We start from the raw sequence: 25,110 nt of genomic DNA, 5'->3' as shown, positions 1-25,110 counted from the left end.
TTCGCGCCCGGCGCGGGTCCCCCTCCGGATCCCGCCCGAAGTGCCCCGCATGAGTACCCGCATCCTGATCGTCGAGGACGAGGAGGCGCTGACCCTCCTCCTGCGCTACAACCTCGAGGCCGAGGGCTTCGAGGTCGACGCCGTCGCCCGGGGCGACGAGGCGGATATCCGCCTGCGAGAGCAGATCCCCGACCTCGTCCTCCTCGACTGGATGATGCCCGGCCTCTCCGGCATCGAGCTCTGCCGGCGCATCCGCGCCCGCCGCGAGACCGAGCGGCTGCCGGTGATCATGCTCACCGCCCGGGGCGAGGAGGGCGACCGGGTGCGGGGGCTCGCCACCGGCGCCGACGACTACATCGTCAAGCCGTTCTCGGTGCCGGAGCTCCTGGCGCGGGTCCGCGCGCTGCTGCGCCGCTCCAAGCCCGCCCACGTCGCCGACCTGCTGGTGGCCGGCGACATCGAGCTCGACCGGGTCAGCCACCGCGTCCGCCGCGACGGCCGCGAGCTGCATCTCGGCCCGACCGAGTTCAAGCTGCTCGAGTTCCTGATGCAGAGCCCGGGCAGGGTCTTCTCCCGCGAGCAGCTCCTCGACGGCGTCTGGGGCCACGACGTCTACATCGACGAGCGCACGGTCGACGTGCATATCGGCCGCCTGCGCAAGGCGATCAACCGCGGCCGCGATGCCGACCCGATCCGCACCGTGCGCGGCTCCGGCTACTCGTTCGACGAGATGTTCGCGCCGGAGCCGTGAGGCCGAGCCTTCGGAACAAGCGGTACCATCTGGACGGCCCGGCCATCGGTCACTCCACTCTCCAGGTCATCCCGGATTCCGCTGCGCGGTCCCGGGATGACGAGGTGGGTGTCAGAGATGTCGCCTGCTCCCGGGCGGCGGCGCCGACTCCACTTCGAGCGAGCCACCGGACAGGATTCGTTAGGATTTGAGCGATACGGTCGACCAATCGGAAGGGATGGGCGCGACGCCGCCTCCGGATTGGTCGTCCGGGTGCGGGCCTTCAGCGGAATCCGACGACCCTGCGGTCGCGCTTGCGCTCGGCGGCGGGCTGGTAGGCGATGCGGCTGTGGTGGGTGCAGTAGGGCAGGCCGGTGATGGCGCGGTCGCCGCAGAAGCGGAAATCGGGCGTCGACGGGTCGCCCATCGGCCAGCGGCACATGAATTCCCGCAGCTCCATGATGGTGACGCGGGCGCTCTCCGGCAGCGCGGTGGTGTCGGCTGGGGATGCGGTCTGATACAGGGCGAGTGCCGGCGGCGCGGGAGCCACTACTGACGGGGTCTCGCCGGCAGCGGACTCACCCTCGATCCGGGGACGGCGGCCGCCGGCCGGCGCGGTGCCGTTGGCTTTCACGACGCGCCCGGCCAGGCCGAGGCGGTGGACCTTGCCGATGACGGCGTTGCGGGAGACGCCACCGATCTCGGCGGCGATCTGGCTGGCGCTGCGGCCGTCGCTCCACAGCCGCTTGAGAAGCTCGACGCGTTCCTTCGTCCAGCTCGGACCCGAATCCATCATCGCCGCCTCCAATCCCCCGACATCACCCATGGAATCGGCACGCAGCCGCGAGCGGCACGCCGTTCGGCCGCGCGGTGACTCCGTCCGATCCTGCTGGTGATCGCCGCCACGCCCGGAGCGGTGGCGACGGGGGTGAACCTACAGGACGGCCTAACACCCGCGCAAGAGTCCGCCCCCCGCCGAGACGGTTTTTCCCCGCGGCCGCCCGGCGGTCCGGACCCGGCCGGGTTGCGCCGCCAGTCTGACGCGCGCCAAGGCCACGCCGGATCGCTCCCATAAATTATCTATCACCTTCAAGGGTTTGTCGGATCACCCCGGAGGGGGTGTCATACTGGGGCGCCGCATGATCGCAGGTTGCGCTGCCGTTGCGGCCGCCGACAGCCGGGGGGTGTCCCTCCGGTCTTCGGCAAGCGTGGCCGGAGCGCCACGCCCTCCTCTCCGGCAAGCGTGGCCGCAGCGCCACGCACCTCCGTGGCAAACGTGGCCGCGGTGCCACGCACCGGGCCGGCTGGCCGGCGGTCGCCGGCGCCCGGAACGTTGCCGGGGGCCGGGGCGGGACCTATCTTGCGAGGACCAACAGGGCCGACGCCAGCACCGACGGCCGCCCCGGGAGACCTCATGCGATCACTCCTCGCGTGCGTCCTGCTCGCGCTCTCGTCGCCCGTGGTGGCGGCCGAGGCCGTGCACCTCGCGCCCCACCGCGCCGTCTACGACCTGTCCTTGTCCGGCAGCTCCGGCACCCGCGCGGTCGAGAGCGCCCGCGGCCGGATCGTGTTCGATTTCACCGGCGATGCCTGCAAGGGCTTCGCGCTCCAGTACCGGCAGGTGACGGTGCTCGAGAGTTCGGAGAGCGGGACCCGCACCTCCGACCTGCGCAACACCACCTTCGAGACCGGCGACGGGCGCAGTTTCCGCTTCCGCACCCAGTCCGACCTCAACGGCAAGGCGGCCGCCCCGGTCGACGGCAATGCCGAGCGCGGCGACAAGGGTCTCGACATCACCCTCAAGCAGCCCAAGCGCGGCGAGATGGCGGTGCCGGGCGAGGTGCTGTTTCCCGCCGCCCACATGAAGCGGCTGATCGAGGCCGCCCGAGCCGGGCAATCCACCGTCGCCGTCAAGGTGTTCGACGGCTCGGACGACGGCCGCAAGGTCTACGACACCCTGGCGGTGATCGGCCCGCAGCGCGTCGCGGCCAAGTCCGAGGCGAAACCCGATTCCGGCGCACCCGACGCGTCCAAACCCTCCGGGCCCAAACCCTCCGGGCCCAAGCCCGCCTCCGCGCCCGCCGAGGCGCCGTTGCGCGACGGCGCTATGGCGTCGATGCCGCACTGGCCGGTGACGCTGAGCTACTTCTCGCCGGGGGAGGGGGAGCGGACCCCGGTCTACGTCCTCGCCTTCGACCTCTACGAGAACGGCGTCAGCGGCGCGCTGCGCCTCGATTACGGTGAGTTCTCGCTCAAGGGCGAGCTGTCGCGGATCGACCTCATGCCGGAGAGCAAGGACTGCAAGTAGGACGCCGCCACGGAAGGCAACCGGATCGGGGGCCGTCAGCGCGGCTTCCGTTCCGGCGGCTCCTGGCTCCCATGCGCCTTGCCGCGCGGATCTCCGGCCGGTGGCGCGAAGCCGAGTCCGCGCTGCACCGCCGCCGCGCCGAAGCGCTCCCGCAGGGCGTCGATCGCCGCCGCCCGGCTCGCCTCGCGCACGGCCGAGACGTCGGCGAGGTCGCCCCGGTCGGCATGGGCCGCGTCGCAGAGGTCGCCGGCCCCGATCCCGATCAGCCGGTAGGCGGTGCCGTCGCAGGATTCGCGCAACAGCGCCTCGGCCGGGCGAAACAGCCGCTCGGCGACCTGCGTCGGCGCCAGTCCCGAGCGGGTGCGGGTGCGCAGACGAAAATCCCGGTCCTTCAGCTTCAGGGTCACGCTGCCGGCGGCGAGCTCCGCCCGCTTCAGGCGCCGCGCCACCGTCTCGCACAGCCGCCACAGCACCGGCCGCAGGGCCTCGAAGGCGCGCAGATCCTCCGCGAAGGTGGTCTCGCCCGAGATGCTTTTGGTCTCACGCCGCGGCTGGACCACGCGCCGGTCCTCGCCGCGGGCGAGCGCCAGGAGGCGGGCGGCGTCGCGCCCGAGGCTCGCATGCAGCCGCTCCGGCGCGATCCGGCCGATCTCGCTGATGCGGTGGATGCCGAGCGCCGCCAGCCGCTCGGCCGCGGCCTGGCCGATCCCGGGCAGGATCCGCACCGGCCGCGGTGCCAGGAAGGCCTCGGCTTCCGCCCGGCCGATGATCGAGAAGCCGCGCGGCTTCTCGAGGTCCGAGGCGATCTTCGCCAGAAACTTGTTGGGCGCGAGGCCGACCGAGACGGTGATGCCGATCTCCGCTTCCACCGCGCGGGCGAAGCGCGCCAGCGTCACGGCGGGCGGGGCACCGTGCAGCCGCTCGGTGCCCGACAGGTCGAGGAAGGCCTCGTCGATCGAGACCGGCTCGACCAGCGGCGTGAGCGCCTGCATCATCGCCCGCACCTGCCGGCCGACCCGGGCGTATTTCTCCATGTCGGGCCGCAGCACCACCGCGTCCGGGCAGGCCTCGAGGGCGCGGAACATCGGCATCGCCGAGTGGACGCCGCGGATGCGGGCGATGTAGCAGGCGGTCGAGACCACCCCGCGCCGTCCGCCGCCGATGATCAGCGGCCGGTCGCGCAGGGAGGGGTCGTCGCGCTTCTCGACCGCGGCGTAGAACGCGTCGCAATCGACATGCGCGATGGCGAGGACGTCGCGCTCCGGATGGACGAGCAGGCGCGGCGAGCCGCAGGCCCGGCAGCGCGGGGCGTCGCCCGGCGGGCTCGCCCCGCAATCGCGGCAGAGCGCGCCTGCGCTCACGCCCCGAACTCGCCGGGATCCTCGGGCGGCTCGAGGCGGCGCCAGGCCTGGGTGATCCGCTCCGGCGGCACCTCCAGGGCGGCGGCGCAGGCGACGAGCAGCTCCTCGTCGGCCACCACGTGGTCGAGGAGGCCGGCGACGAGATCGGGACTGTCGGCCGCCTGCCGCAGCGCATCCGGCGAGAGACCGGAGCTCTCCATGAAGCGGAGCAGTCGCCCGGGCTCGCCGGTGACGTAGGCGAAGACGCGGGCGCCCAGGGCCTCCGCGGCGGATTCACTCAGCACTCCGCCACGGGGATCGGACCCCCTGGCAAATCCATCGAATTTGCGTTTCATCAACATGTGCCGCTTAACAGTGTTGCGGATCCGGTCGCAGCCGGGGTGTGACGCGGCCCGCGGGAGCGCCGGAGACAGCGAGCCATGACGAAGACGGTGCTCATCGTCGAGGACAACGAGCTGAATATGAAGCTTTTCAACGACTTGTTGGAGGCTCACGGCTACGCGACCCTCAAGACGGCCAACGGGATTGAGGCGATCGAGCTGGCGCGCCGGCATCGGCCTGACCTGATCCTGATGGACATTCAGCTCCCCGAGGTGTCGGGCCTCGAGGTCACTAAATGGCTCAAGGAGGACGATGAGCTCAAGAGCATCCCGGTGATCGCCATCACGGCTTTCGCCATGAAGGGTGACGAGGAGCGCATCCGCGAGGGGGGCTGCGAGGCCTACCTGTCCAAGCCCATCTCGGTCGCGAAGTTCCTCGCGACGGTCCGCACCTATGTCGGCGACGAGCGCCAGAGCTGAGCACAGCTGAGAGGGGCCTGGCCTTCCATGTCGGCACGCGTTCTCATCGTCGACGACCTCTTCCCGAATATTAAGTTGCTCGAGACGAAGTTGACCGTCGAGTATTTCGACGTCGTTTCGGCGATGAACGGGCCCGACGCCCTCGCGGTGTGCGAGAAGGGCCTGTGCGACATCGTGCTGCTCGACGTGATGATGCCGGGCATGGACGGGTTCGAGGTCTGCCGGCGGATCAAGTCGACGCCGACGACTGCGCACCTGCCGGTGGTGATGGTGACCGCCCTCGACCAGCCGAGCGACCGCCTGCGCGGGCTCGACGCCGGGGCGGACGATTTCCTCACCAAGCCGATCGACGACACCGCCCTGATGGCCCGGGTGCGCAGCCTGGTGCGCCTGAAGGCGGTGACCGACGAGTTGCGCAGCCGCGCCATGGCGTCGCGGGTCGGCGACCCGCTCGCGGCGGCCGCCGCCGAGACCGGGCACAATGCCAACGTACTGATCGTCGAGGATCGCCGCTCCTCCGCCGAGCGGCTGGCGGCGGCGCTCGGCCAGTACCATTGCGTCGAGACCGTGGCCTCGCCGCAGGAGGCCCTGGAGCGGGTCAAGGCGGGCGATTACGACGTGGTGCTGGTGAGCCTCGACCTCCAGGACCATGACGGCCTGCGCCTGTGCAGCCAGCTCCGCTCCCTCGACCGCACCCGCACCGTGCCGGTGGTGATGATGGCCGACGCCCATGACCGGGCGCGGATCATGCGCGGCCTCGATCTCGGCGTGCACGATTACCTCGTCCGCCCGATCGACCGCAACGAGCTCGTCGCCCGGGTCCGCACCCAGGTGAAGCGCCGGCGCTTCTCGGATTCGCTACGCGAATCGGTGCAGGTCTCGATGGACCTCGCGGTCACCGACGGGCTCACCGGCCTGCACAACCGGCGCTACCTCGACAGCTATCTCGGCGGCCTGTTCTCCGAGCCGTCCTTGCGCGACCGGCCGGTGGCGCTCTTGATCCTCGACATCGACCGCTTCAAGACGATCAACGACCAGTTCGGGCACGATGCCGGCGACGAGGTCTTGAGGGAATTCGCCACCCGCATCCGGGCCCAGACCCGCGGCATCGACGTGGTGGCGCGCTTCGGCGGCGAGGAGATCGTCGTGGTGGTGCCCGATACCGGGCTCGACGCCGCCCGCCAGGTCGCCGAGCGCATCCGCGAGCGGATCGAGGCGGCGCCGTTCCAGGTCCAGCGCGGCACCAGCGCCATCGACGTCACGGTCTCGATCGGGGTCGCCGCCCGCCAGCCGGAGGATGCCGACCCGGCCCAGATGCTCAAGCGCGCCGACCTCGCCCTCTATCAGGCCAAGCAGTCCGGCCGGAACCGGGTGGTCGCCGCCGTCGCGGCGTAAGGTTCGACGTACGCCTCGCCGGATGAGGCGCGGTTTTCCTCCTCTCCCCGCGGGCGGGGAGAGGGCTGTGTTACCGTTCAGGGAACGCAGCAAGCGGAGGCGAAGCCGCAGCGAGGGTGAGGGGGTCTCGACGCGTGAGACTCTTCCGGAAACACCCCCTCGCCCTGCGGGCTACCTTCGCACCCGACAAGGGGTGCGAAGGCCTCTCCCCGCACGCGGGGAGAGGAGAAGACCCGCGGTTTTCTTTCTCGGTCGGCTCCTCACCCCACCCTGAACCCCGCCAGCACCTCCCCCAGCACCCCCGGCATCATCTCAGGCAGGTCCTCCGCGATCAGCCCCGGCCCGTGCCGGCGCCCGGCCGCCGCGTGGAGCCAGACCGCGGCGGTGGCGGCCTCGAAGGGCTCCATCCCCTGGGCCAGCAACCCACCGATGAAGCCGCACAGCACGTCGCCGCTGCCGGCGGTGCCGAGCCAGGGCGTCCCGTTGGGGTTGATGGCGGCGCGGCCGTCCGGCGCCGCGATCACCGTGTCGGGGCCCTTCAGCACCACGACCGCGTCGAGATGGGCCGCGGCGGCCCGGGCGCGTGCGAGCTTCGAGCCCTCCGCCGGCACCGCCGCCACGCCCTTGAACAGCCGCGCGAACTCGCCCTCGTGCGGGGTCACGACCGCCTGCGCCCCTCCCGCCGCGATCATCTCCGCGAGTTCGTCGGCCTTCCCCGAAAAGCTCGTCAGGGCGTCGGCGTCGAGGACGAGGCCTCGGCCGGCTTCCGCGGCGACCCGCACGAGGTCGCGGGTCGGGGCGCCGGTGCCGAGGCCCGGGCCGGCGACGATCGCGTTCAGGCGCTCGTCGGTGAGGGCGTCGTCGAGGTCGTCGGCCCCGTCGCAGGGGCGCAGCATGATCGCGGTGAGCTGGGCGGCGTTCTCGGCAAGCGCCGGCGTCGGCGACAGCACGGTCACGAGGCCGGCGCCGATGCGCAACGCGCCCCGGGCGGCGAGCCGCGCCGCCCCGGTGCGGTGCGCGGGGCCCGACAGCACCACCGCGTGGCCGCGGGTGTATTTGTGGCTGTCCTCGGCGAGGCGCGGGAAGGCGGCGCCCCAGAGGTCCGGGCCGTTGACGTGGGCCTGCGGCGCGATCCCCGCCACGACGGCGTCCGGGATCCCGATCCGCGCGACCGTCACCGGGCCGCACAGGCGCCGGCCGGGCAGCAGCAGGTGGCCGGGCTTGCGCCGCACGAAGGTGACGGTCTCGGTCGCCGCCACGACGGGACCGCGCGCGGCCCCCGTATCGCCGTCGAGGCCAGAGGGCACGTCGACGGCGAGCACCGGCACGCCGGCCGCGTTGACCCGCCCGACGAGCGCTGCGGCGTCGCCGTCGAGCGGCCGGGACAGGCCCGCGCCGAACAGCGCGTCGATCACGAGCGCGACGCCCGCGGGCTCGACGGCGGCGGCGTTCGTCACCGGGCCCGTCCACTGGACCGCCGCGGCCGCCGCGTCGCCCGCGAGGGCGTCGCGCGCGCCGAGAAGCGCCACCTCGACCGCGAGGCCCGCCTCGGCCAGCAGCCTGGCGGCCACGAACCCGTCGCCGCCGTTGTTGCCCGGCCCGCACAGGATCAGGATCCGGCCGTCACCCGCGAGCACCCGGGCCCGCTCGGCGACCGCCCCACCGGCGCGGTGCATCAGCGTCAGGCCCTGCGTTCCGGCATCGATCGTCGCGGCATCCGCCCGCCGCATCTCGTCGGTGGTGAGCAGCTCGGTCCCGGCCATCGCATCATACTCCGAGAAGCGCCCGGACGCGGCGGCCTTGCCGCGGCGCCAGGCTTGAGAACGGCGGATTGCGCAACAAACGCGCAGCGATTGCTTATCGATTAGGCATTCCCGGTCCGCTCTCGGGAAATCCCCCGTGGCGGTCGGCGCGGCGCGATGCTAGGAATGCCGCCGGAACCGTTGCAGACCAGGCCCGCCCGGCATGAAGAAGATCGAAGCGATCATCAAGCCCTTCAAGCTCGACGAGGTGAAGGAGGCGCTGCAGGAGGTCGGCCTCCAGGGCATCACGGTGATCGAGGCCAAGGGCTTCGGCCGCCAGAAGGGCCATACCGAGCTCTATCGGGGCGCCGAGTACGTGGTCGACTTCCTGCCCAAGGTGAAGCTGGAGATCGTGCTGCCCGACACGCTGGTGGATGGCGCGGTCGAGGCGATCCGCAAGTCGGCCCAGACCGGCCGCATCGGCGACGGCAAGATCTTCGTCTCCTCGATCGAGGAAGCAATCCGCATCCGCACCGGCGAGACCGGTCAGGACGCGATCTGACGGCACTGCCTTCTCTGCAGCGACGAAAACCGCGGCCTGACCCCCAGGACCGCGGCTTCATGGCGGCCAAAACGCCGTTCTAGGAAGGGATCAGACGAGAATGTCTAAGACCGCGACGGACGTCCTCAAGGAAATCAAGGAAAACGACGTCAAGTACGTCGATTTCCGCTTCACCGATCCGCGGGGCAAGTGGCAGCACGTCACCTTCGACGTGTCGCTGGTCGACGAGGACATCTTCGCCGAGGGCACGATGTTCGACGGTTCGTCGATCGCCGGCTGGAAGGCGATCAACGAGTCCGACATGCTGCTGATGCCGGATCCGGCGACCGCCTGCATGGACCCGTTCTTCTCGGCCTCGACGATGTCGATCGTCTGCGACGTGCTCGAGCCGGTGACCGGCGAGCCCTACGGCCGCGATCCGCGCGGCATCGCCAAGAAGGCCGAGGCCTTCGTCAAGGCGAGCGGCATCGGCGACACCATCTTCGTCGGCCCCGAGGCCGAGTTCTTCGTCTTCGACGACGTGCGCTTCTCCGCGGATCCGTACCACACCGGCTTCAAGCTGGATTCGGTCGAGCTGCCGATCAACGGCCAGACCGAGTACGAGGGCGGCAATCTCGGCCACCGCGTCCAGATCAAGGGCGGCTACTTCCCGGTCCCGCCGCAGGATTCGGCCCAGGACATGCGCGGCGAGATGCTCGCCGCCATGCAGTCCATGGGCGTCAAGGTCGAGAAGCACCACCACGAGGTCGCGTCGGCTCAGCACGAGCTGGGCATGAAGTTCGACACGCTCACCCTGATGGGTGACCAGATGCAGATCTACAAGTACTGCATCCACAACGTCGCCCAGAGCTACGGCAAGACCGCGACCTTCATGCCGAAGCCGGTCTACGGCGACAACGGCTCGGGCATGCACGTCCACCAGTCGATCTGGAAGGACGGCAAGCCGGTCTTCGCCGGCAACAAGTACGCCGACCTGTCGCAGGAGTGCCTGTGGTACATCGGCGGCATCATCAAGCACGCCAAGGCGCTCAACGCCTTCACCAACCCGTCGACCAACTCCTACAAGCGCCTGGTCCCGGGCTACGAGGCGCCGGTGCTGCTGGCCTACTCGGCCCGCAACCGCTCGGCCTCGTGCCGGATTCCGTGGACGACTTCGCCGAAGGCCAAGCGCGTCGAGGTCCGCTTCCCCGATCCGATGGCGAATCCCTACCTGGCCTTCGCCGCCATGCTGATGGCCGGCGTCGACGGCATCAACAACAAGATCGATCCCGGTCCGGCCATGGACAAGGACCTCTACGACCTGCCCCCGGCGGAGCTCAAGGAGATCCCGACCGTGTGCGGCTCGCTCCGTGAGGCGCTCAACAGCCTCGACGCCGACCGCGAGTTCCTCAAGGCCGGCGGCGTGTTCAACGACGACTTCATCGACTCGTTCATCGAGCTGAAGATGACCGAGGTGATGCGGTACGAGATGACCCCGCACCCGATCGAGTTCGTGAACTACTACTCGCTCTGAGCCGTACGCGCTTCGAGGACGAGATGGGGGGCCGGAGCGATCCGGCCCCTTCCTTTTTGGCATCCGGCTTGCGGAGTCACCGGCGACAGCCCGGAGCCCCGATGACCGACTCGACCTCCCCCGCCGCAACCCTGCGCGCGCTCCTCGCCACCCTGGTCAAGTCCGCGCTCATCGCCGACGAGGCCCGCCTCGCCGCCTGGCGCCGCGAGGCGGCGGACCTGCACGGGCGGCTCCGGGGCCAGGATCTCTCCGCCCTCAAGCTCGACGGGATCTGGACGCTGGCCGTGCGCGAGGCGGAGGCGCCGGAGCTGCGGCCCGACGAGACGCAGGTCTCGCTGACGATGCCGCAATCCTGTCCGCTGTCGCTCGACGAATTGACTGGATCCGGCTTCGACGCCGATGCCGCCATCGACCGGGTGCGCAAATCGGCATCCACCGGTTGAACGGCGGCCGGCGTTGCTCGGTCCCCCGGCGCATCCCATATTATGGAGCGGAGCCCCTGGCCGTCGGCCGGGGCCGTTGTACGTCCTCCTTGAGTCGAGCTGTTGGCCAAGCGCATCCATCCCAAAGGAAATCCTGCCAAGGGCATTCCTCCGAAAGCGGCGCACGCCGTCCTGCCCAGCCGCGAGGCCGTGCTCGCCTTCATCGCGGACGCGCCCCAGAAGGTCGGCAAGCGCGAGATCGCCCAGGCCTTCGGCATCAAGGGCGCGGACAAGATCGAGCTGAAGCGCCTGCTCAAGGAGATGCAGGAGGACGGCGCGATCGAGAAGGACCGCGCCGGCCTGCGCAAGGCCGGAAGCCTGCCGCCGGTCGTCGTCGCCGACATCGACACCCGCCGCGACCGCGACGGCGAGCTGGTCGCGCGGCCGGCCAATTGGGATCCGGAGGCCGGGCCCGCTCCCCTCATCACCGTGCTGATGCCGCGCGGGCGTAGCGCCAGCGGGCCGGCCCCTGGCACCGGCGACCGGGCGCTCCTGAAGATCGAGCCCGACAGCGACACGCCCGGGCGCTATCTCGGCCGGGTCATCAAGGTGATCGGCCGCAACAAGGCCGAGACGCTCGGCGTGTTCCGGGCGCTGCCGACCGGCGGCGGGCGGATCGTCCCCGTAGACAAGAAGGCGCAGGGGCGCGAGATCGCGGTGCCGCCGGGCGGGGAGGGCGAGGCGCTGGACGGCGACCTCGTCACCGTGACCCTCGGCCGCGAGGACCGCTTCGGGCTGACGCAAGGGCGCGTCAAGGAGCGCCTCGGCAGCCTCGGTTCCGAGAAGGCGGTCAGCCTGATCGCCATCCACGCCCACGGCATCCCGCACGTCTTCCCGCGCGAGGTGCTGGCGGAGGCCGAGTTCGCCCGCGAGGTCGGGCTCGACGGCCGCGAGGATTGGCGCGACCTGCCGCTCGTCACCATCGACCCGCCGGACGCCAAGGATCACGACGACGCCGTGATGGCGGTGCCGGATCCCGATCCGGCCAATCCGGGCGGGTTCGTCGTCACGGTGGCGATCGCCGACGTCGCCGCCTATGTCCGGCCCGGCACCGCCCTCGACCGCGAGGCGCTGATCCGCGGCAACTCGGTCTACTTCCCCGACCGTGTGGTGCCGATGCTGCCGGAGCGGATCTCGAACGACCTCTGTTCCCTGCGCCCCGGCCAGGACCGGCCGGCGCTCGCCGTCCGCATGACCGTGACGGCGGAGGGCCGGAAGCTGCGCCACAGCTTCCACCGCGTGATGATGCGGTCGGCCGCGAAGCTCGCCTACGCGCAGGCGCAAGCCGCGATCGACGGCCGGCCCGACGAGGTGACGGGCCCGATCCTCGAGCCGGTGCTCCGCCCGCTGTGGGAGGCCTACCGGGTGCTCGCCGCGGCCCGCGATGCGCGGGGACCGCTCGCCCTGGACCTGCCCGAGCGCAAGGTGATCCTCAACGCCGAGGGCGGGGTCGATCGGGTGATCGTGCCGGAGCGCCTGGAGGCGCACCGGCTGATCGAGGAGTTCATGATCCAGGCGAACGTCGCGGCGGCCGAGATCCTGGAGGCGAAGAGCCAGCCGCTGATCTACCGCGTCCACGACGAGCCCTCGCTGGAGAAGATGCGGGGCTTAAGCGAGGTCATGGCCTCGATCGGCCTGAAGCTGCCGAAGGAGGCCAACCTCCGGCCCGCCCTGTTCAACCGCATCCTCGGCATGGTCGAGGGCAGCGAGCACCAGCTCTTCCTCAACGAGGTCGTGCTGCGCTCGCAGGCGCAAGCGGTCTACGCCTCGGACAATGCCGGGCATTTCGGCTTGGCGTTACGCCGCTACGCCCACTTCACCTCGCCGATCCGGCGCTATGCCGACCTCATCGTGCACCGCGCCCTGATCCGGGCCCTGCGGCTCGGCTCCGACGGTCTGCCGCCGGACATGGAGAGCGGGGACCTGGCCCAGATCGGCCAGCAGATCTCGGCCGCCGAGCGCCGCGCCATGGCGGCCGAGCGGGAGACCATCGACCGCCTGATCGCCCACCACCTCGCCGACCGGGTCGGCGCCACTTTCTCGGGCCAGGTCTCGGGCGTGACCCGCTCGGGGCTGTTCATCAAGCTCGACGAGACCGGGGCCGACGGCTTCGTGCCGATCTCGACCCTCGGCGCCGAGTATTTCCGCCACGAGGAGGGCCGCCACGCCCTCGTCGGCGAGCGCACGCGCCAGACCTTCCGCCTCGGCGACAAGGTCGAGGTGGAGCTGATGGAGGCTGCGCCCGTGGCAGGCGCCCTGCGCTTCGCGATCGCCGGCGGTGGCCGCGCCTCCGCCCCTGGCCCGGCCCGCGGTGGACCGCGTAAGGGGAGGCCCGCCCCGGCGAACCGGGACAGCCTGACCAAGCGCCGCGGGAGACGCGCATGATCGAGATCCACGCCGGCCCCGCCGCCGAACCCGCCGCCCCTTCGGGCTCGGGTCCCTCCTGGGCCCTGGCGATGTGGCGCGGCTTTCGCAATCGCTGCCCGCATTGCGGCGAGGGGCGGCTGTTCGGCCGTTTCCTCAAGGTGCGGGAGACCTGCGAGGCCTGCGGGACCGAGCTGCACCACCACCGCGCCGACGACCTGCCGCCCTACCTCGTCATCTTCGTCGTCGGCCATCTCGCCGGCATCGGGATCCTCGAGACCGAGATGCGCCTCGACGTGCCGCTCTGGTTCCAGATGACCTTCTGGCCCGGCCTGGCGCTGATCGCCTCGCTCGCGCTGCTCCAGCCGACCAAGGGGGCGGTGGTCGGGCTGCAATATGCCCTTGGCATGCACGGCTTTTCCGCGATACGCCGCGCCCAGACCCGGCCGGTGGACCATCCGGTCCAGGACAATCCGGCCCAGGACGAGACGGAGACGCGGGATGGCAGGACCGACGGACGGAGCATCGGCTCCTGAGCGGAAGAAGCGGCCGCTGCGGATCCGCAACGCCGCGACGCTGATCATCCTCGACCGCTCCGGCGACGAGCCGAAGGTGCTGATGGGCCGGCGCCATGCCGGCCACAAGTTCATGCCCGGCCTGTTCGTGTTCCCCGGCGGCCGGATCGAGCTCGGCGACCGCTCGATGCCGGTGGCCGGCACCCTCAACGACCGCGCTGAAGCTGCCCTGGCCGAGCGGGTCCACCCGCCGCTGTTCCATCTCGGCCGGGTGCTGGCGCTGGCGGCGATCCGCGAGACCTACGAGGAGACCGGGCTGATGATCGGCTCCCTCGATTACGGCCCGCCCGAGACGGCCCCGCCCGGCGCCTGGACGGCCTTCCGCGAGGCCGGCGTGATGCCCGATCTCGAGTTGCTGCAATTCGTCGCCCGGGCGATCACCCCGCCCTCCCGGCCCAAGCGTTTCGACACCCGCTTCTTCGCCGTCGACCGCGAGGCGGTGGTGGCCGAGACCCCCGGCGTCGTCGGCCCCGATTCCGAGCTGACCGAGCTCGCCTGGGTCGACCTCGCGGCGGCGCGCAAGCTCGAACTCCCGCGGATCACGTCGATCGTGCTCGACGAACTGGAGGCGCGGCTCGCGGCGGGGTTCAGCCCGATGCTGCCGGTGCCGTTCTTCCAAGACGTCGACGGCGAGCACACGCGGGAAGAATTGTGATCAGCATTCTTCTTGGTCATTTCTAATAAAGGTAGAGCGCATCTCCCCTCTCCCGAGTGGGAGAGGGGCCTGGGGTGAGGGTGGCTCGGGTTCCGATTAGATCGCTAAGCGTTGAGCTGCGCAGCTCGACGCTCGGAGCCTTGCACGGAAGCGCGCCACCCTCACCCCTATCCCTCTCTTACTCGGGAGAGGGGATCCCGCGCTTTGCTGGTTTCTTGAATGAGCTAGGCGGAACTCCAGTGATAAGGCCATGGGCCGGGCTGGCTTTCGATGCCTCGTTGGTCCATACGGGCCGGCCCCGACGGCCGGCCCCATCATGACCCCCACCACCCCCGCTTCCGAGTTCGACGCAGCGCGCCTCGCGGCCATCGCGGCCGCCATCGCCTGCGTGGCGGTGGTCGGCATCGGGCTCAGCCTGTCGATCCCGCTCCTCTCGCTCGAGATGGAGCGGATGGGCCTGTCCAACACCTGGATCGGCGTCAACACGGCGATCGCCGGAGTGGCGAGCATCGTCGTCCTGCCCTTCGTGCCGCGGGTGGCGGCGCGCCTCGGCGTGATGCCGCTCCTGCTCGGCGCCATCGCGGTCGGGGCGCTGACGCTCCTCGGCTTCCGGGCGGTCCATGATTTCGCCTGGTGGTTCCCGCTGCGCTTCGTGTTCTCGGCGGCGCTCGGCGTGCTGTTCGTCCTCTCCGAATTCTGGATCAACCAGGCGGCGCCGCCGGCGCGGCGGGGCCTGGTGATGGGGGTCTACGCCACCGTGCTGGCGCTCGGCTTCGCCATCGGCCCGGGGTTGCTGCGCGTCCTCGGCACCACCGGCTGGGCGCCCTACCTCGCCGGCGCGGCCTTGTTCTGCGCCGGCGCGCTGCCCCTCGTGATGGCGCGCGGGCTCTCGCCGGAGATCCCGCACAAGGGCGGGCGGGGCTTCCTCGGCTACCTGCGGGTCGCGCCCTCGGCGACGCTGGCGGCCCTCGTCTACGGCGCGGTCGAGACCGGGGGCTTCGCCATCCTGCCGATCTACGGCCTGCGGCTCGGCCTCACCGCCGAGCAGGCGGCGGGCCTCGTGAGCCTCGCGGCGCTCGGCAACGTGCTGTTCCAGATTCCCGTGGGCCTCCTGGCGGACAAGGTCGACAAGCGCCGGGTGCTGCTCGCCGCGGCCTTCCTCGGCGCGGTCGGGGCCGCCGCCCTGCCGCTCGGGGCCGAGGATCCCTGGCTCCTCGCCGCGATCCTGTTCGCCTGGGGCGGCATCGCCGGCACGCTCTACACCGTCGGCCTCGCGCATCTCGGCGCCCGCTTCGACGGTGCGGCGCTCGCCGGCGCCAATGCGGCCTTCCTGGTGCTCTACAATATCGGCCTGGTGCTGGGGCCGCCGCTCGTCGGCGGCGGCATGGACCTCGCCTCGCCGCACGGCTTCGCCTGGTCGCTGGCGCTGCTGTTCGTCGCCTACCTCGCGGTGGTCGGCGGGCGGATGATCCGGGCTGCGCCCTGACGTCGCTCGGGCTTGACGCCCGGGAGGCGATGGGGCAGGAAGGCGCCGCGTTCTGGCCGGGCCTGCCCGGCCGTTTTGCGTTTCGGTCCTCCGGGCGCAACACCCATCATCCAGAAGAGGTCGCGCCATGGCCAAGGCCGTCACCATCAAGATCAAGCTGCTCTCGACCGCCGATACCGGCTACTTCTACGTCACGAAGAAGAACTCGCGGACGAAGACCGACAAGCTGTCGTTCAAGAAGTACGACCCGATCGCGCGCAAGCACGTCGAGTTCAAGGAGACCAAGATCAAGTGATCTTGTGCGGGATCTAGCGATCCTGGGTGCATGACGCATCGTGAAAAAGGCCGCCCGCGAGGGCGGCCTTTTTCCGTTGAGGTAGCGTTTCAGCCGAACAGGTACATCGCCCCCGGCAGGGCGACGAAGCCGGCGGCGCAGCCATAGGCGAGCCACAGGCCGGGCCGGCGGGCGGCGAGGCGGCGCAGGCGCTTGGCGGTCGGCCCGGCCTTGACGGTGCGCCCGTTCACGCACGAGCAGAGCAGGTTGTGAGCCTCGCCGGTGCTCAATTCGAAGAAGCTGCGGGCCTCCCCGAACGTGTCGCCGGTGAGCCCGCTCGCCCGCAGGACCGGATCGGCATAGGCGAAGGCGAGCGGCGAGTTGTCGGCCCGGATCGCCGCCCGCTGCTTGCGGGGCACGAACTCGATCTCCTCCAGGGTGATGAAGCTGCGGCCCGGATCGCGTTCGAGGATCTCGGCGAAGCGCTCGAGCCGGGCCCGGCGCCCTTCGAGCAGGGCCGGGATCGTCTCGACGTCGGCGATGTCACGGATGTGGCGAAGCGGCTGATGTTCCATGCTGGGAACCTCATCGATGCGCTGCAGCCCATTTTGCGCTGCGGGTGCGCCAGCATGCTCCAAGCATCCGGCCGATGCATTGGCTCACGTTAACACAATCTCTTGATCGAATTGCTGCCAAGCTCGAAGCAGTCGCCGGTAAATCGGGCGCCGGCAAGGACTTGAATACATCGCCGGAAGCGTGGCCGTCGTTCGTCCGGAGGTCGACTGCGACCGCCGGACGCAGGGGGGTCGTGCTTCGGGGCCGGCGGCGATGGCGGACGGATGTGGAATCCTTCCTGTCATCCCGCGACCGCGCAGCGGAACCCGGGATGACAGGGAGGGGATGATGACCCCGAGGGGATATCGGCCCATGGGCCCGGTCGATCGACGCGCTCTCAGCTCACCTCGAACCAGCCCCACAGGCCAGTATCGAACCGCTCCAAAGCCGTCGCGCTCAACAACCAGCGGCCGGGATTGTCGGCCAGGAACGCGATGCGGGCGGTGCGGCCCTCCAGCAGCTGGAAGGTGTCGAGCCAGTAGGGCTCCCAGCCGTCGTCGAGGGGATGCAGCAGCCGGAAGACGTGGCCGTGCAGGTGCAGCGATTGCGGAAAGGCGGTGTTGTTGGTGAGCGCCAGCACCACCGCGGTGTTGCGCTTGACCGAGAACAGCGGCGGGTTCTCCGCCCGGCCGGCGGCGCCGTTGAGCGTCCAGATCCGGCTCGGGTCGCCGCCGAAGGCCGGGGCCGCCTCGGGCTTCCCCTTGTCGAACACCGCGCCGCCCGCGATGGCGATGTCGCGCCGGAAGGCGTTCTGGAGCTTGATCTCCGGCGGCAGCAGCTTGTTCTCGCCGATCGGCGCCACGGCCGGCCGGGCCGCGACCGGCTCGCCCTTGGCGACGATGCGGGCGAGCGGCATGCCCGGCCCGATCAGCGCCACCACGGCGCCCGCCGGCTCGGAGGCCGCCGGCACGTCGAGGAAGATGTCGTAGCGGGTGCCGGGCTGGAAGGGGAGGGTGGCCCGCAGGGGCTCGAAGGTATCGGTCGGCTGTCCGTCCACCGCCGCCACCCAGGCCTTGAGGCCGTCGAAGCGGATCCGGGTCGCCCGGGCGTTGCAGGCGTTGGCGAGGCGAAGCCGCAGCCGGGTGCCGGGCGCGGCCTCGATCACCTCCGGGGCCGGCTTGCCGTTGACGGTGAGCGCGTTGCCGAGCCGGCCCGAACTCGCCGCGAAGGCGACCTGCCCGAAGGGCGCGAGCGTCCCGTCGGCCTCGAGGCGCCAATCCTGCAGGACCAGCGGCACGTCACGGTCGACGACCGGGGCCTTCGCCTCCTCGACCACCAGGAGGCCGGCGAGCCCCCGCCCGGCGGGCTCGCTCGACCCGCCGACGACGAGCGGGCGAACCAGGAAGGTGCCGGCATCCGGCGGGGTGAACTCGTAGAGGAAGCTCGCCCCCGGGGCGACCGGGCCCTGGGTGACCCCGCCGACCCCGTCCATGGCGTTGCGGTTGCGCACCCCGTGCCAGTGCAGCGACAGGGGCCGCTCGGTCTTGTTCTCCAGCCTCAGGCGGACGGTCTCGCCGTGCTTGACGCGCAGGACCGGGGGCGAGGCCTGCCCGTCGAAGGCCCAGACCGGGGTCTCGGCCGCCGGCTCCGGCTTGAGCCGCGCCTTGGCGGGCGCGGCGGTCAGGCGTCTGGCCTCCGCCGCAGCCGGCGCCGGCTGGGAGTTGGTTGCGGCCGTGCCGCCCTGCGCCCGGGCGAGGGAGGGCGCGAGGGAGAGGGCGGCGCCGGCGAGCAGCGCGCGGCGCGAGGGCGGCAGGGACGACGGCATGGCACCTCGCTGAACGGAGATCGTTTTTGCTTCGGGCACGAGCGGTCCCCGGGCGGACCCGCCTTGTAGCCGGGCTGCCGGCGCGGGGCGAGGCGTGGCCTAAAATTCTTGCTGCGTGGCCGATACACCATGCTATAGAGCCGCGCCCGGGTGCGTCAGGCCTCGGGCGCGAGCGTCGCGGGCGTGGCGGAATTGGTAGACGCGCTGGATTTAGGTTCCAGTGACGAGAGTCGTGGGGGTTCGAGCCCCTCCGCCCGCACCACCTCCGCCAGGCGACACGACGGATTGGGTTCAAGCAGCAGGGCCGGCTCCTTGTCCTGACGGTCCCGTCGCACGGCAGCCGCCGTCCGGGCCCGCAGCCAAGCCGGATTCGAAGGTGCAAGGCGGAATGACGACGATGCAGGTGACCGAGACCAAGGCCGAGGGGCTGAAGCGCGAATTCCAGGTGGTTCTGCCCGCGGCCGAGCTGGAGAGCCGGCTGGCGACCGAGCTCGACGGGATCAAGGGCAAGGTGCAGATCAAGGGCTTTCGCCCGGGCAAGGTGCCGGTCGCCCACCTGCGCAAGGTCTACGGCCGCTCCGTGATGGCCGACGTCGTTCAGAACGCCGTCACCGAGGCCAACCAGAAGATCGTCGAGGACAACAAGCTCAAGCTCGCGCTCGAGCCCCAGGTCCAGATGCCCGAGGACAAGGACGAGATCGAGAAGGCGCTCGACGCCAAAGGCGATCTCTCGTTCAAGGTCGCCCTCGAGGTGATGCCGAGCTTCGACCTCGTCGACCTCTCGGACGTGAGCCTGACCAAGCAGGTCGTCACCCCCTCCGACGAGGAGGTCAACGAGACGATCGAGCGGATGGCCTCGGCCAACCGCCCGTTCACGGACCGTCCCGAGGGACAGTACGCCGAGTCGGGCGATCGCCTGACCATCAACTTCACCGGCCGGATCGACGGCACCCCGTTCGAGGGCGGCACCGGCGAGGACATCAACCTCGACCTCGGCTCGAACACCTTCATCCCCGGCTTCGAGGACCAGCTGCTCGGCGCCCGGGTCGGCGACGAGCGCCTGGTCAAGGTCACCTTCCCGGAGAACTACGGCGCCGCGCACCTCGCCGGCAAGGAAGCCGAGTTCGACGTCACCGTGAAGGCCATCCAGTCCCCGGGTGAACTCACGATCGACGACGAGCTCGCCAAGAATTTCGGCATGGACTCGCTCGACGCCCTCAAGGACGCCGTGCGCACCACCATGGGCCGCGAGTACGAGGCGGCCTCGCGCCAGAAGCTGAAGAAGGGCCTGCTCGACGCCCTCGACAGCCGCTACTCCTTCGAGCTGCCCCCGAGCCTCGTCCACCAGGAGTTCGCCGCCGTGTGGGCCCAGGTCGAGCAGGACCTGAAGAACCGCGGCAAGACCTTCGAGGACGAGGACACCACGGAGGAGAAGGCGCGCGAGGAGTACCGCCGGATCGCCGAGCGCCGCGTGCGCCTCGGTCTGGTGCTTGCGCAGGCCGGTGAGAGCGCCGATATCAAGGTCTCGGACGACGAGGTGAATCAGGCCCTGATCGCCCGCGTCCGTCAGTTCCCCGGCCAGGAGCAGCAGGTCTGGGATTTCTACCGCAAGACCCCGCAGGCGCTCGCCGAACTGCGTGCCCCGCTGTTCGAGGAGAAGGTGGTTGACCACGTCCTCGGTCAGGTCAAACTGGTCGAGGAGCCCGTCTCCAAGGAGGCGCTGTTCGCCGACGAGGACGACGCCGAGGACGGCAGCAAGGGCGAATCGGCCAAGGCCGACATGGCCGAGGCTGCTCCCGCGGGTGAGTCCAACCCGGCCTGATCCTCGTCCGGCCCCGAACGGGCGGCGGGGACGGGGCCTGCGAGGTCGTTCGTTTCCGCCGCTACCCCGGCCGCCCCGAGGCGGCCGGGTTCCGTTCAGAGGGCCATCGAGATGAGAGATCCGGTCGACTATTACAACAGCGCGCTCGTCCCCATGGTGGTCGAGCAGTCGAGCCGCGGCGAGCGCGCCTTCGACATTTATTCGCGCCTGTTGCGCGAGCGCATCATCTTCCTGACCGGCCCGGTCGAGGACTACTCCGCGTCGCTGATCGTGGCGCAGCTGCTGTTCCTCGAGGCGGAGAACCCGAAGAAGGAAATCTCCTTCTACATCAACTCGCCGGGCGGCGTGGTCACCTCCGGCCTGTCGATCTACGACACGATGCAGTTCATCCGCTGCCCGGTCGCCACGCTCTGCGTCGGCCAGGCCGCCTCGATGGGCTCGCTGCTGCTGGCCGCCGGCGAGGCCGGCCATCGCTTTGCCCTGCCGAACGCCCGGATCATGGTGCACCAGCCCTCCGGCGGCTTCCAGGGCCAGGCCACCGACATCCTCATCCACGCCCGCGAGATCGAGGCCCTGAAGCGGCGCCTCAACGAGATCTACGTCAAGCACACCGGCCGTGAGTACGAGGCGATCGAGCAGGGCCTGGAGCGCGACAACTTCATGACCGCCGACGCGGCCAAGGAGTGGGGCCTGATCGACGAGGTGCTCCAGAAGCGGGCCGAGGCGCCGGCGCAGGCCTAGTGACAGGGCCTCCCGCCGGAGGGTCCCGCGCCGCGGGACCTCCCCCGGCGGGAGGCCACCGCTCCGGAAGGCGGATCCCCGATGCGGCCATTTGGCGGGAGCCTGTCGCATCCGCGGGATTGATCCGGCGGTGGCTGCGTGTTTGCATCGCGATTCTGCGTCGGGCGCTCGGCGCGCGGGGGGCGGTGACTGTTTCTTTAGCCGGGCGCCACTATCTAAAAGCGATGCGGTCGTGCCCCCGGGGCGGGACCGATCGGGGACTTGGAGACCCATATGAGCAAGGCTGGCGGCAACGACTCGAAGAGCACGCTGTACTGCTCGTTCTGCGGCAAGAGCCAGCACGAGGTTCGCAAGCTGATCGCGGGCCCGACCGTCTTCATCTGCGATGAGTGCGTCGAGCTGTGCATGGACATCATTCGCGAGGAATCGAAGTCCTCGCTGGTGAAGTCGCGGGACGGCGTACCGACCCCGAAGGAAATTCGGCGGGTCCTGGATGACTACGTCATCGGGCAGGACTTTGCCAAGAAGGTCCTGTCGGTGGCTGTGCACAACCACTACAAGCGCCTGGCGCACGCGACCAAGCACAACGACGTCGAGCTGGCGAAGTCCAACATCCTGCTGATCGGCCCGACCGGGTCGGGCAAGACGCTTCTGGCCCAGACCCTGGCGCGCATCCTCGACGTGCCGTTCACGATGGCCGATGCCACGACGCTGACCGAGGCCGGTTACGTCGGCGAGGACGTCGAGAACATCATCCTCAAGCTGCTCCAGGCCTCCGACTACAACGTCGAGCGGGCGCAGCGCGGCATCGTCTACATCGACGAGATCGACAAGATCTCCCGCAAGTCCGACAACCCGTCGATCACCCGCGACGTGTCGGGCGAGGGCGTGCAGCAGGCCCTCCTGAAGATCATGGAGGGCACGGTCGCCAGCGTGCCGCCTCAGGGCGGACGCAAGCATCCGCAGCAGGAATTTTTGCAGGTCGACACGACCAACATCCTGTTCATCTGCGGCGGCGCCTTCGCGGGGCTGGAGCGGATCATCTCGGCCCGCGGCAAGGGCACCTCGATCGGCTTCGGCGCCACCGTCCAGGCTCCGGACGATCGCCGCACCGGCGAGATCTTCCGGAACGTCGAGCCCGAGGACCTGCTGAAGTTCGGCCTGATCCCCGAATTCGTCGGCCGTCTCCCGGTCCTGGCGACCCTCGAGGACCTCGACGAGACCGCGCTGAAGCGGATCCTGCAGGAGCCGAAGAACGCGCTGGTCAAGCAGTACCAGCGCCTGTTCGAGATGGAGAACGTCGACCTGACGTTCCAGGAGGAGGCGCTGAGCCTCGTCGCCCGCAAGGCGATCGAGCGCAAGACCGGCGCCCGCGGCCTGCGCTCGATCCTGGAGAGCATCCTGCTCGAGACGATGTACGACCTGCCCGGCCTCGACTCGGTCGAGCAGGTGGTGATCGGGCCGGAGGTCGTCGACGGCAAGTCGCGGCCGCTCTACATCCACGGCGACCGCGGCAAGGACGCGCCGGCGAGCGCCAGCGCCTGATTGTGACCCGGAGGCCGCCGCGAAAGCGGCGGCCTTTGCTGTGAGAGTAGCCCGGATGCGGCCGGGTGGCACGGTGCTTGAAAGCGGCACCCCGAGGAGCCACCTGAGAGTCAACGCGGCGGCCGCATGCTCACCGAATCGAGGTGCGGTGCCGCGACCCGGCCGCTCTCTCGTTTCCGACCCCCGCGGCCCGGTCGGCCCCCAACGTTCCTCCTGCTTTCCCGTCATGAGGGGAGGGATCTGGGCGTCACCACACAAGGAAGTCAGTCAATGACCCAGCCGAAATCGCGCCAGCCCGTCGTCCCCGGCACGAGCGGAACCTACGCGGTCCTGCCGCTGCGCGACATCGTGGTCTTCCCGCACATGATCGTGCCGCTCTTCGTCGGCCGCGAGAAGTCGATCCGGGCCCTCGAGGAGGCGGTGCGCACCGACCGCCACATCCTGCTCGCCACCCAGGTCAACGCCACCGACGACGACCCGGCCACCGACGCGATCTACACCATCGGCACGCTGGCGAGCGTGCTCCAGTTGCTCAAGCTCCCCGACGGCACCGTGAAGGTGCTGGTGGAGGGCGGCGGCCGGGCCAAGATCCAGGATTTCGTGCGCTCGGACGAGTACTACGCCGCCGAAGCCGAGGTGCTGCCGAACGATCTCGGCGACCGGATCGAGGCCGAGGCTCTCGCCCGCTCGGTGATCTCGGAGTTCGAGAACTACGTCAAGCTCAACAAGAAGATCTCGCCCGAGGTGGTCTCGGCGGTGATTCAGATCGACGAGCCCTCGAAGCTCGCAGACACGGTCGCCTCGCATCTAGCCGTCAAGATCTCCGACAAGCAGGCGATCCTCGAGATCCCGACCGTCGCCCAGCGGCTGGAGCGCGTGCTCTCGCTGATGGAGAGCGAGATCTCGGTGCTGCAGGTCGAGAAGCGCATCCGCACCCGCGTCAAGCGGCAGATGGAGAAGACCCAGCGCGAGTACTACCTGAATGAGCAGATGAAGGCCATTCAGAAGGAACTCGGGGACGAGGACGGCCGCGACGAGCTGGCCGAGCTCGAGGACAAGATCGAGAAGACCAAGCTGTCCAAGGAGGCGCGGGACAAGGCGCTGGCCGAGCTGAAGAAGCTGCGCCAGATGTCGCCGATGTCGGCCGAGGCGACGGTCGTGCGCAACTACCTCGACTGGATGCTCGGCATCCCGTGGGGCAAGCGCTCGAAGATCAAGAAGGACCTGCCCGGCGCGCAGGCCATGCTCGATGCCGACCATTTCGGCCTCGACAAGGTCAAGGAGCGGATCGTCGAGTACCTGGCAGTGCAGCAGCGCGCCAACAAGCTCACCGGCCCGATCCTCTGCCTCGTCGGACCGCCCGGCGTCGGCAAGACCTCGCTCGGCAAGTCGATCGCCAAGGCCACGGGCCGCGAGTTCGTCCGCATGTCGCTCGGCGGCGTGCGCGACGAGGCCGAGATCCGCGGTCACCGGCGGACCTATATCGGCTCGATGCCCGGCAAGATCGTGCAGTCGATGCGCAAGGCCAAGACCTCGAACCCGCTCATCCTGCTCGACGAGATCGACAAGATGGGCATGGACTTCCGCGGCGATCCGTCGGCGGCGCTCCTCGAGGTGCTGGATCCGGAGCAGAACGCGACCTTCAACGACCATTACCTCGAGGTCGATTACGACCTGTCGAACGTGATGTTCGTGACGACGGCCAACACCCTCAACATCCCGCCGGCCCTGCTGGACCGGATGGAGGTGATCCGCATCGCCGGCTACACCGAGGAGGAGAAGGTCGAGATCGCGCGCAAGCACCTGATGCCCGGCGCGCTCAAGAAGCACGGTCTCGAGCCGAAGGAATGGTCGATCACCGATGACGGCCTGATGCTCCTGATCCGCCGCTACACCCGCGAGGCGGGCGTGCGGAACCTGGAGCGCGAGATCTCGAACCTGATCCGCAAGGCGGTGAAGGAGATCCTGATCTCGGGGGTGAAGAGCGTGACGGTCTCGGCCGACAATCTCGACACCTTCCTCGGCCCGGCGAAGTTCCGCTACGGCGAGGTCGAGACCGACGATCAGGTCGGCGTCGTCACGGGCCTGGCCTGGACCGAGGTCGGGGGCGAGCTGCTCACGATCGAAGGCGTCATGATGCCCGGCAAGGGCAAGATGACGGTCACCGGCAACCTGCGCGACGTGATGAAGGAATCGATCTCGGCGGCGGCGTCCTATGTCCGCTCGCGGGCCGTCGATTTCGGCGTCGAGCCGCCGCTGTTCGAGCGCCGGGACATCCACGTCCACGTGCCGGAGGGGGCGACCCCGAAGGACGGGCCGTCGGCCGGCATCGCCATGGCGACGGCGATCGTCTCGGTCATCACCGGCATCCCGGT

The 25,110-nt window shown here is 70.0% G+C and carries 22 protein-coding genes and 1 tRNA gene (1 of these 23 running past the window's edge); 17 read left to right on the top strand and 6 right to left on the bottom strand.

Annotated elements, in window-relative coordinates:
- The first annotated feature begins 49 nt into the window (after positions 1-49).
- Positions 50-751 carry a phosphate regulon transcriptional regulator PhoB gene (gene phoB, locus DK412_RS00215; RefSeq protein WP_109970293.1) on the top strand — a complete coding sequence of 234 codons (702 nt, stop codon included), beginning with the start codon at positions 50-52 and terminating at the stop codon, positions 749-751.
- A gap of 262 nt (positions 752-1,013) precedes the next feature.
- Here phoB and DK412_RS00210 read toward each other — a convergent pair whose 3' ends face one another.
- Positions 1,014-1,526: a GcrA family cell cycle regulator gene (locus tag DK412_RS00210; RefSeq protein ID WP_109970292.1), complete on the bottom strand. Its 513-nt coding sequence runs from the start codon at positions 1,524-1,526 to the stop codon at positions 1,014-1,016.
- A gap of 618 nt (positions 1,527-2,144) precedes the next feature.
- Here DK412_RS00210 and DK412_RS00205 point away from each other — a divergent pair.
- Positions 2,145-3,038: a cell envelope integrity EipB family protein gene (locus tag DK412_RS00205; RefSeq protein ID WP_109970291.1), complete on the top strand. Its 894-nt coding sequence runs from the start codon at positions 2,145-2,147 to the stop codon at positions 3,036-3,038.
- A gap of 35 nt (positions 3,039-3,073) precedes the next feature.
- Here the strand turns inward: DK412_RS00205 and DK412_RS00200 are convergent, their stop codons facing one another.
- Both DK412_RS00200 and DK412_RS00195 read right to left on the bottom strand, forming a co-directional pair.
- A complete protein-coding gene (locus DK412_RS00200; RefSeq protein WP_109970290.1) occupies positions 3,074-4,399 on the bottom strand; it encodes a DNA polymerase IV in 1,326 nt (441 codons plus the stop codon).
- Positions 4,396-4,683 carry a DUF3572 domain-containing protein gene (locus DK412_RS00195; protein WP_245447354.1) on the bottom strand — a complete coding sequence of 96 codons (288 nt, stop codon included), beginning with the start codon at positions 4,681-4,683 and terminating at the stop codon, positions 4,396-4,398. Before DK412_RS00195 ends, DK412_RS00200 begins: the two co-directional genes overlap by 4 nt.
- A 135-nt stretch (positions 4,684-4,818) precedes the next feature.
- Here DK412_RS00195 and DK412_RS00190 point away from each other — a divergent pair, with 135 nt between their 5' ends.
- Together DK412_RS00190 and DK412_RS00185 are read left to right on the top strand one after the other, a co-directional pair.
- A complete protein-coding gene (locus tag DK412_RS00190) occupies positions 4,819-5,199 on the top strand; it encodes a response regulator (RefSeq protein WP_093570411.1) in 381 nt (126 codons plus the stop codon).
- A 27-nt stretch (positions 5,200-5,226) separates the two neighbouring features.
- Positions 5,227-6,594 carry a PleD family two-component system response regulator gene (locus tag DK412_RS00185; protein ID WP_109970289.1) on the top strand — a complete coding sequence of 456 codons (1,368 nt, stop codon included), beginning with the start codon at positions 5,227-5,229 and terminating at the stop codon, positions 6,592-6,594.
- A 260-nt stretch (positions 6,595-6,854) separates the two neighbouring features.
- Here DK412_RS00185 and DK412_RS00180 read toward each other — a convergent pair whose 3' ends face one another.
- Positions 6,855-8,357: an NAD(P)H-hydrate dehydratase gene (locus DK412_RS00180; protein WP_109970288.1), complete on the bottom strand. Its 1,503-nt coding sequence runs from the start codon at positions 8,355-8,357 to the stop codon at positions 6,855-6,857.
- Positions 8,358-8,559: 202 nt separating this feature from the next.
- On the opposite strand from DK412_RS00180, the gene DK412_RS00175 reads away from it, so the two are divergent.
- From DK412_RS00175 to rpmG, 8 genes are all read left to right on the top strand, one after another.
- On the top strand, positions 8,560-8,898 hold the full coding sequence (locus DK412_RS00175) for a P-II family nitrogen regulator (protein WP_060845473.1): 339 nt from the start codon (positions 8,560-8,562) through the stop codon (positions 8,896-8,898).
- 100 nt (positions 8,899-8,998) lie between these two features.
- A complete protein-coding gene (glnA, locus tag DK412_RS00170; RefSeq protein WP_093570408.1) occupies positions 8,999-10,411 on the top strand; it encodes a type I glutamate--ammonia ligase in 1,413 nt (470 codons plus the stop codon).
- 101 nt (positions 10,412-10,512) lie between these two features.
- Positions 10,513-10,854: a hypothetical protein gene (locus tag DK412_RS00165; protein ID WP_109970287.1), complete on the top strand. Its 342-nt coding sequence runs from the start codon at positions 10,513-10,515 to the stop codon at positions 10,852-10,854.
- 144 nt (positions 10,855-10,998) lie between these two features.
- Entirely contained in the window at positions 10,999-13,278 is a 2,280-nt protein-coding gene (gene rnr / locus DK412_RS00160; RefSeq protein ID WP_245447679.1) for a ribonuclease R, read from the top strand.
- Positions 13,275-13,793: a DUF983 domain-containing protein gene (locus DK412_RS00155; RefSeq protein ID WP_109970286.1), complete on the top strand. Its 519-nt coding sequence runs from the start codon at positions 13,275-13,277 to the stop codon at positions 13,791-13,793. The genes rnr and DK412_RS00155 overlap by 4 nt, the downstream gene beginning before the upstream one ends.
- Positions 13,759-14,487 carry an NUDIX hydrolase gene (locus DK412_RS00150; RefSeq protein WP_109970285.1) on the top strand — a complete coding sequence of 243 codons (729 nt, stop codon included), beginning with the start codon at positions 13,759-13,761 and terminating at the stop codon, positions 14,485-14,487. The genes DK412_RS00155 and DK412_RS00150 overlap by 35 nt, the downstream gene beginning before the upstream one ends.
- A gap of 316 nt (positions 14,488-14,803) precedes the next feature.
- Positions 14,804-15,973 carry an MFS transporter gene (locus DK412_RS00145; protein ID WP_109970284.1) on the top strand — a complete coding sequence of 390 codons (1,170 nt, stop codon included), beginning with the start codon at positions 14,804-14,806 and terminating at the stop codon, positions 15,971-15,973.
- Positions 15,974-16,100: 127 nt separating this feature from the next.
- On the top strand, positions 16,101-16,268 hold the full coding sequence (gene rpmG, locus DK412_RS00140) for a 50S ribosomal protein L33 (RefSeq protein ID WP_048427126.1): 168 nt from the start codon (positions 16,101-16,103) through the stop codon (positions 16,266-16,268).
- 89 nt (positions 16,269-16,357) lie between these two features.
- On the opposite strand, the gene DK412_RS00135 is transcribed toward rpmG, so the two are convergent.
- Positions 16,358-16,822: a hypothetical protein gene (locus tag DK412_RS00135; protein ID WP_109970283.1), complete on the bottom strand. Its 465-nt coding sequence runs from the start codon at positions 16,820-16,822 to the stop codon at positions 16,358-16,360.
- 377 nt (positions 16,823-17,199) lie between these two features.
- Positions 17,200-18,627: a multicopper oxidase family protein gene (locus tag DK412_RS00130; protein WP_109970282.1), complete on the bottom strand. Its 1,428-nt coding sequence runs from the start codon at positions 18,625-18,627 to the stop codon at positions 17,200-17,202.
- 177 nt (positions 18,628-18,804) lie between these two features.
- Here DK412_RS00130 and DK412_RS00125 point away from each other — a divergent pair.
- From DK412_RS00125 to lon, 5 genes are all read left to right on the top strand, one after another.
- A tRNA-Leu gene (locus DK412_RS00125) sits at positions 18,805-18,889 on the top strand.
- A 135-nt stretch (positions 18,890-19,024) separates the two neighbouring features.
- A complete protein-coding gene (gene tig, locus DK412_RS00120) occupies positions 19,025-20,449 on the top strand; it encodes a trigger factor (RefSeq protein ID WP_109974967.1) in 1,425 nt (474 codons plus the stop codon).
- Between the two features lie 111 nt (positions 20,450-20,560).
- Positions 20,561-21,190 (top strand): ATP-dependent Clp protease proteolytic subunit, encoded by a 630-nt coding sequence (locus DK412_RS00115; RefSeq protein WP_048427128.1) that lies wholly within the window; start codon positions 20,561-20,563, stop codon positions 21,188-21,190.
- A gap of 273 nt (positions 21,191-21,463) precedes the next feature.
- On the top strand, positions 21,464-22,735 hold the full coding sequence (clpX, locus tag DK412_RS00110; protein ID WP_048445376.1) for an ATP-dependent Clp protease ATP-binding subunit ClpX: 1,272 nt from the start codon (positions 21,464-21,466) through the stop codon (positions 22,733-22,735).
- Between the two features lie 270 nt (positions 22,736-23,005).
- Positions 23,006-25,110: the 5' portion of an endopeptidase La gene (lon, locus tag DK412_RS00105; RefSeq protein ID WP_109970281.1), read on the top strand. Its footprint extends 319 nt past the window's final position; 2,105 of the gene's 2,424 nt are visible here — the first part of the coding sequence; it begins with the start codon at positions 23,006-23,008; the stop codon falls past the right edge of the window.

It is taken from the genome of Methylobacterium sp. 17Sr1-1, assembly GCF_003173775.1.
Taxonomy (GTDB): Bacteria; Pseudomonadota; Alphaproteobacteria; order Rhizobiales; family Beijerinckiaceae; genus Methylobacterium.
The sequence above is the reverse complement of the archived record's forward strand: the minus strand, read 5'-3'. Positions and strand labels throughout refer to the sequence as shown.

What these genes read in the sequence shown, in the direction of transcription:
- phoB (WP_109970293.1), top strand. Translation starts at nt 50, where the DNA reads ATGAGTACCCGCATCCTGATCGTCGAGGACGAGGAGGCGCTGACCCTC.
- DK412_RS00210 (WP_109970292.1), bottom strand. Translation starts at nt 1,526, where the DNA reads ATGATGGATTCGGGTCCGAGCTGGACGAAGGAACGCGTCGAGCTTCTC.
- DK412_RS00205 (WP_109970291.1), top strand. Translation starts at nt 2,145, where the DNA reads ATGCGATCACTCCTCGCGTGCGTCCTGCTCGCGCTCTCGTCGCCCGTG.
- DK412_RS00190 (WP_093570411.1), top strand. Translation starts at nt 4,819, where the DNA reads ATGACGAAGACGGTGCTCATCGTCGAGGACAACGAGCTGAATATGAAG.
- DK412_RS00185 (WP_109970289.1), top strand. Translation starts at nt 5,227, where the DNA reads ATGTCGGCACGCGTTCTCATCGTCGACGACCTCTTCCCGAATATTAAG.
- DK412_RS00180 (WP_109970288.1), bottom strand. Translation starts at nt 8,357, where the DNA reads ATGGCCGGGACCGAGCTGCTCACCACCGACGAGATGCGGCGGGCGGAT.
- DK412_RS00175 (WP_060845473.1), top strand. Translation starts at nt 8,560, where the DNA reads ATGAAGAAGATCGAAGCGATCATCAAGCCCTTCAAGCTCGACGAGGTG.
- glnA (WP_093570408.1), top strand. Translation starts at nt 8,999, where the DNA reads ATGTCTAAGACCGCGACGGACGTCCTCAAGGAAATCAAGGAAAACGAC.
- DK412_RS00165 (WP_109970287.1), top strand. Translation starts at nt 10,513, where the DNA reads ATGACCGACTCGACCTCCCCCGCCGCAACCCTGCGCGCGCTCCTCGCC.
- DK412_RS00155 (WP_109970286.1), top strand. Translation starts at nt 13,275, where the DNA reads ATGATCGAGATCCACGCCGGCCCCGCCGCCGAACCCGCCGCCCCTTCG.
- DK412_RS00150 (WP_109970285.1), top strand. Translation starts at nt 13,759, where the DNA reads ATGGCAGGACCGACGGACGGAGCATCGGCTCCTGAGCGGAAGAAGCGG.
- DK412_RS00145 (WP_109970284.1), top strand. Translation starts at nt 14,804, where the DNA reads ATGACCCCCACCACCCCCGCTTCCGAGTTCGACGCAGCGCGCCTCGCG.
- rpmG (WP_048427126.1), top strand. Translation starts at nt 16,101, where the DNA reads ATGGCCAAGGCCGTCACCATCAAGATCAAGCTGCTCTCGACCGCCGAT.
- DK412_RS00135 (WP_109970283.1), bottom strand. Translation starts at nt 16,822, where the DNA reads ATGGAACATCAGCCGCTTCGCCACATCCGTGACATCGCCGACGTCGAG.
- DK412_RS00130 (WP_109970282.1), bottom strand. Translation starts at nt 18,627, where the DNA reads ATGCCGTCGTCCCTGCCGCCCTCGCGCCGCGCGCTGCTCGCCGGCGCC.
- tig (WP_109974967.1), top strand. Translation starts at nt 19,025, where the DNA reads ATGCAGGTGACCGAGACCAAGGCCGAGGGGCTGAAGCGCGAATTCCAG.
- DK412_RS00115 (WP_048427128.1), top strand. Translation starts at nt 20,561, where the DNA reads ATGAGAGATCCGGTCGACTATTACAACAGCGCGCTCGTCCCCATGGTG.
- clpX (WP_048445376.1), top strand. Translation starts at nt 21,464, where the DNA reads ATGAGCAAGGCTGGCGGCAACGACTCGAAGAGCACGCTGTACTGCTCG.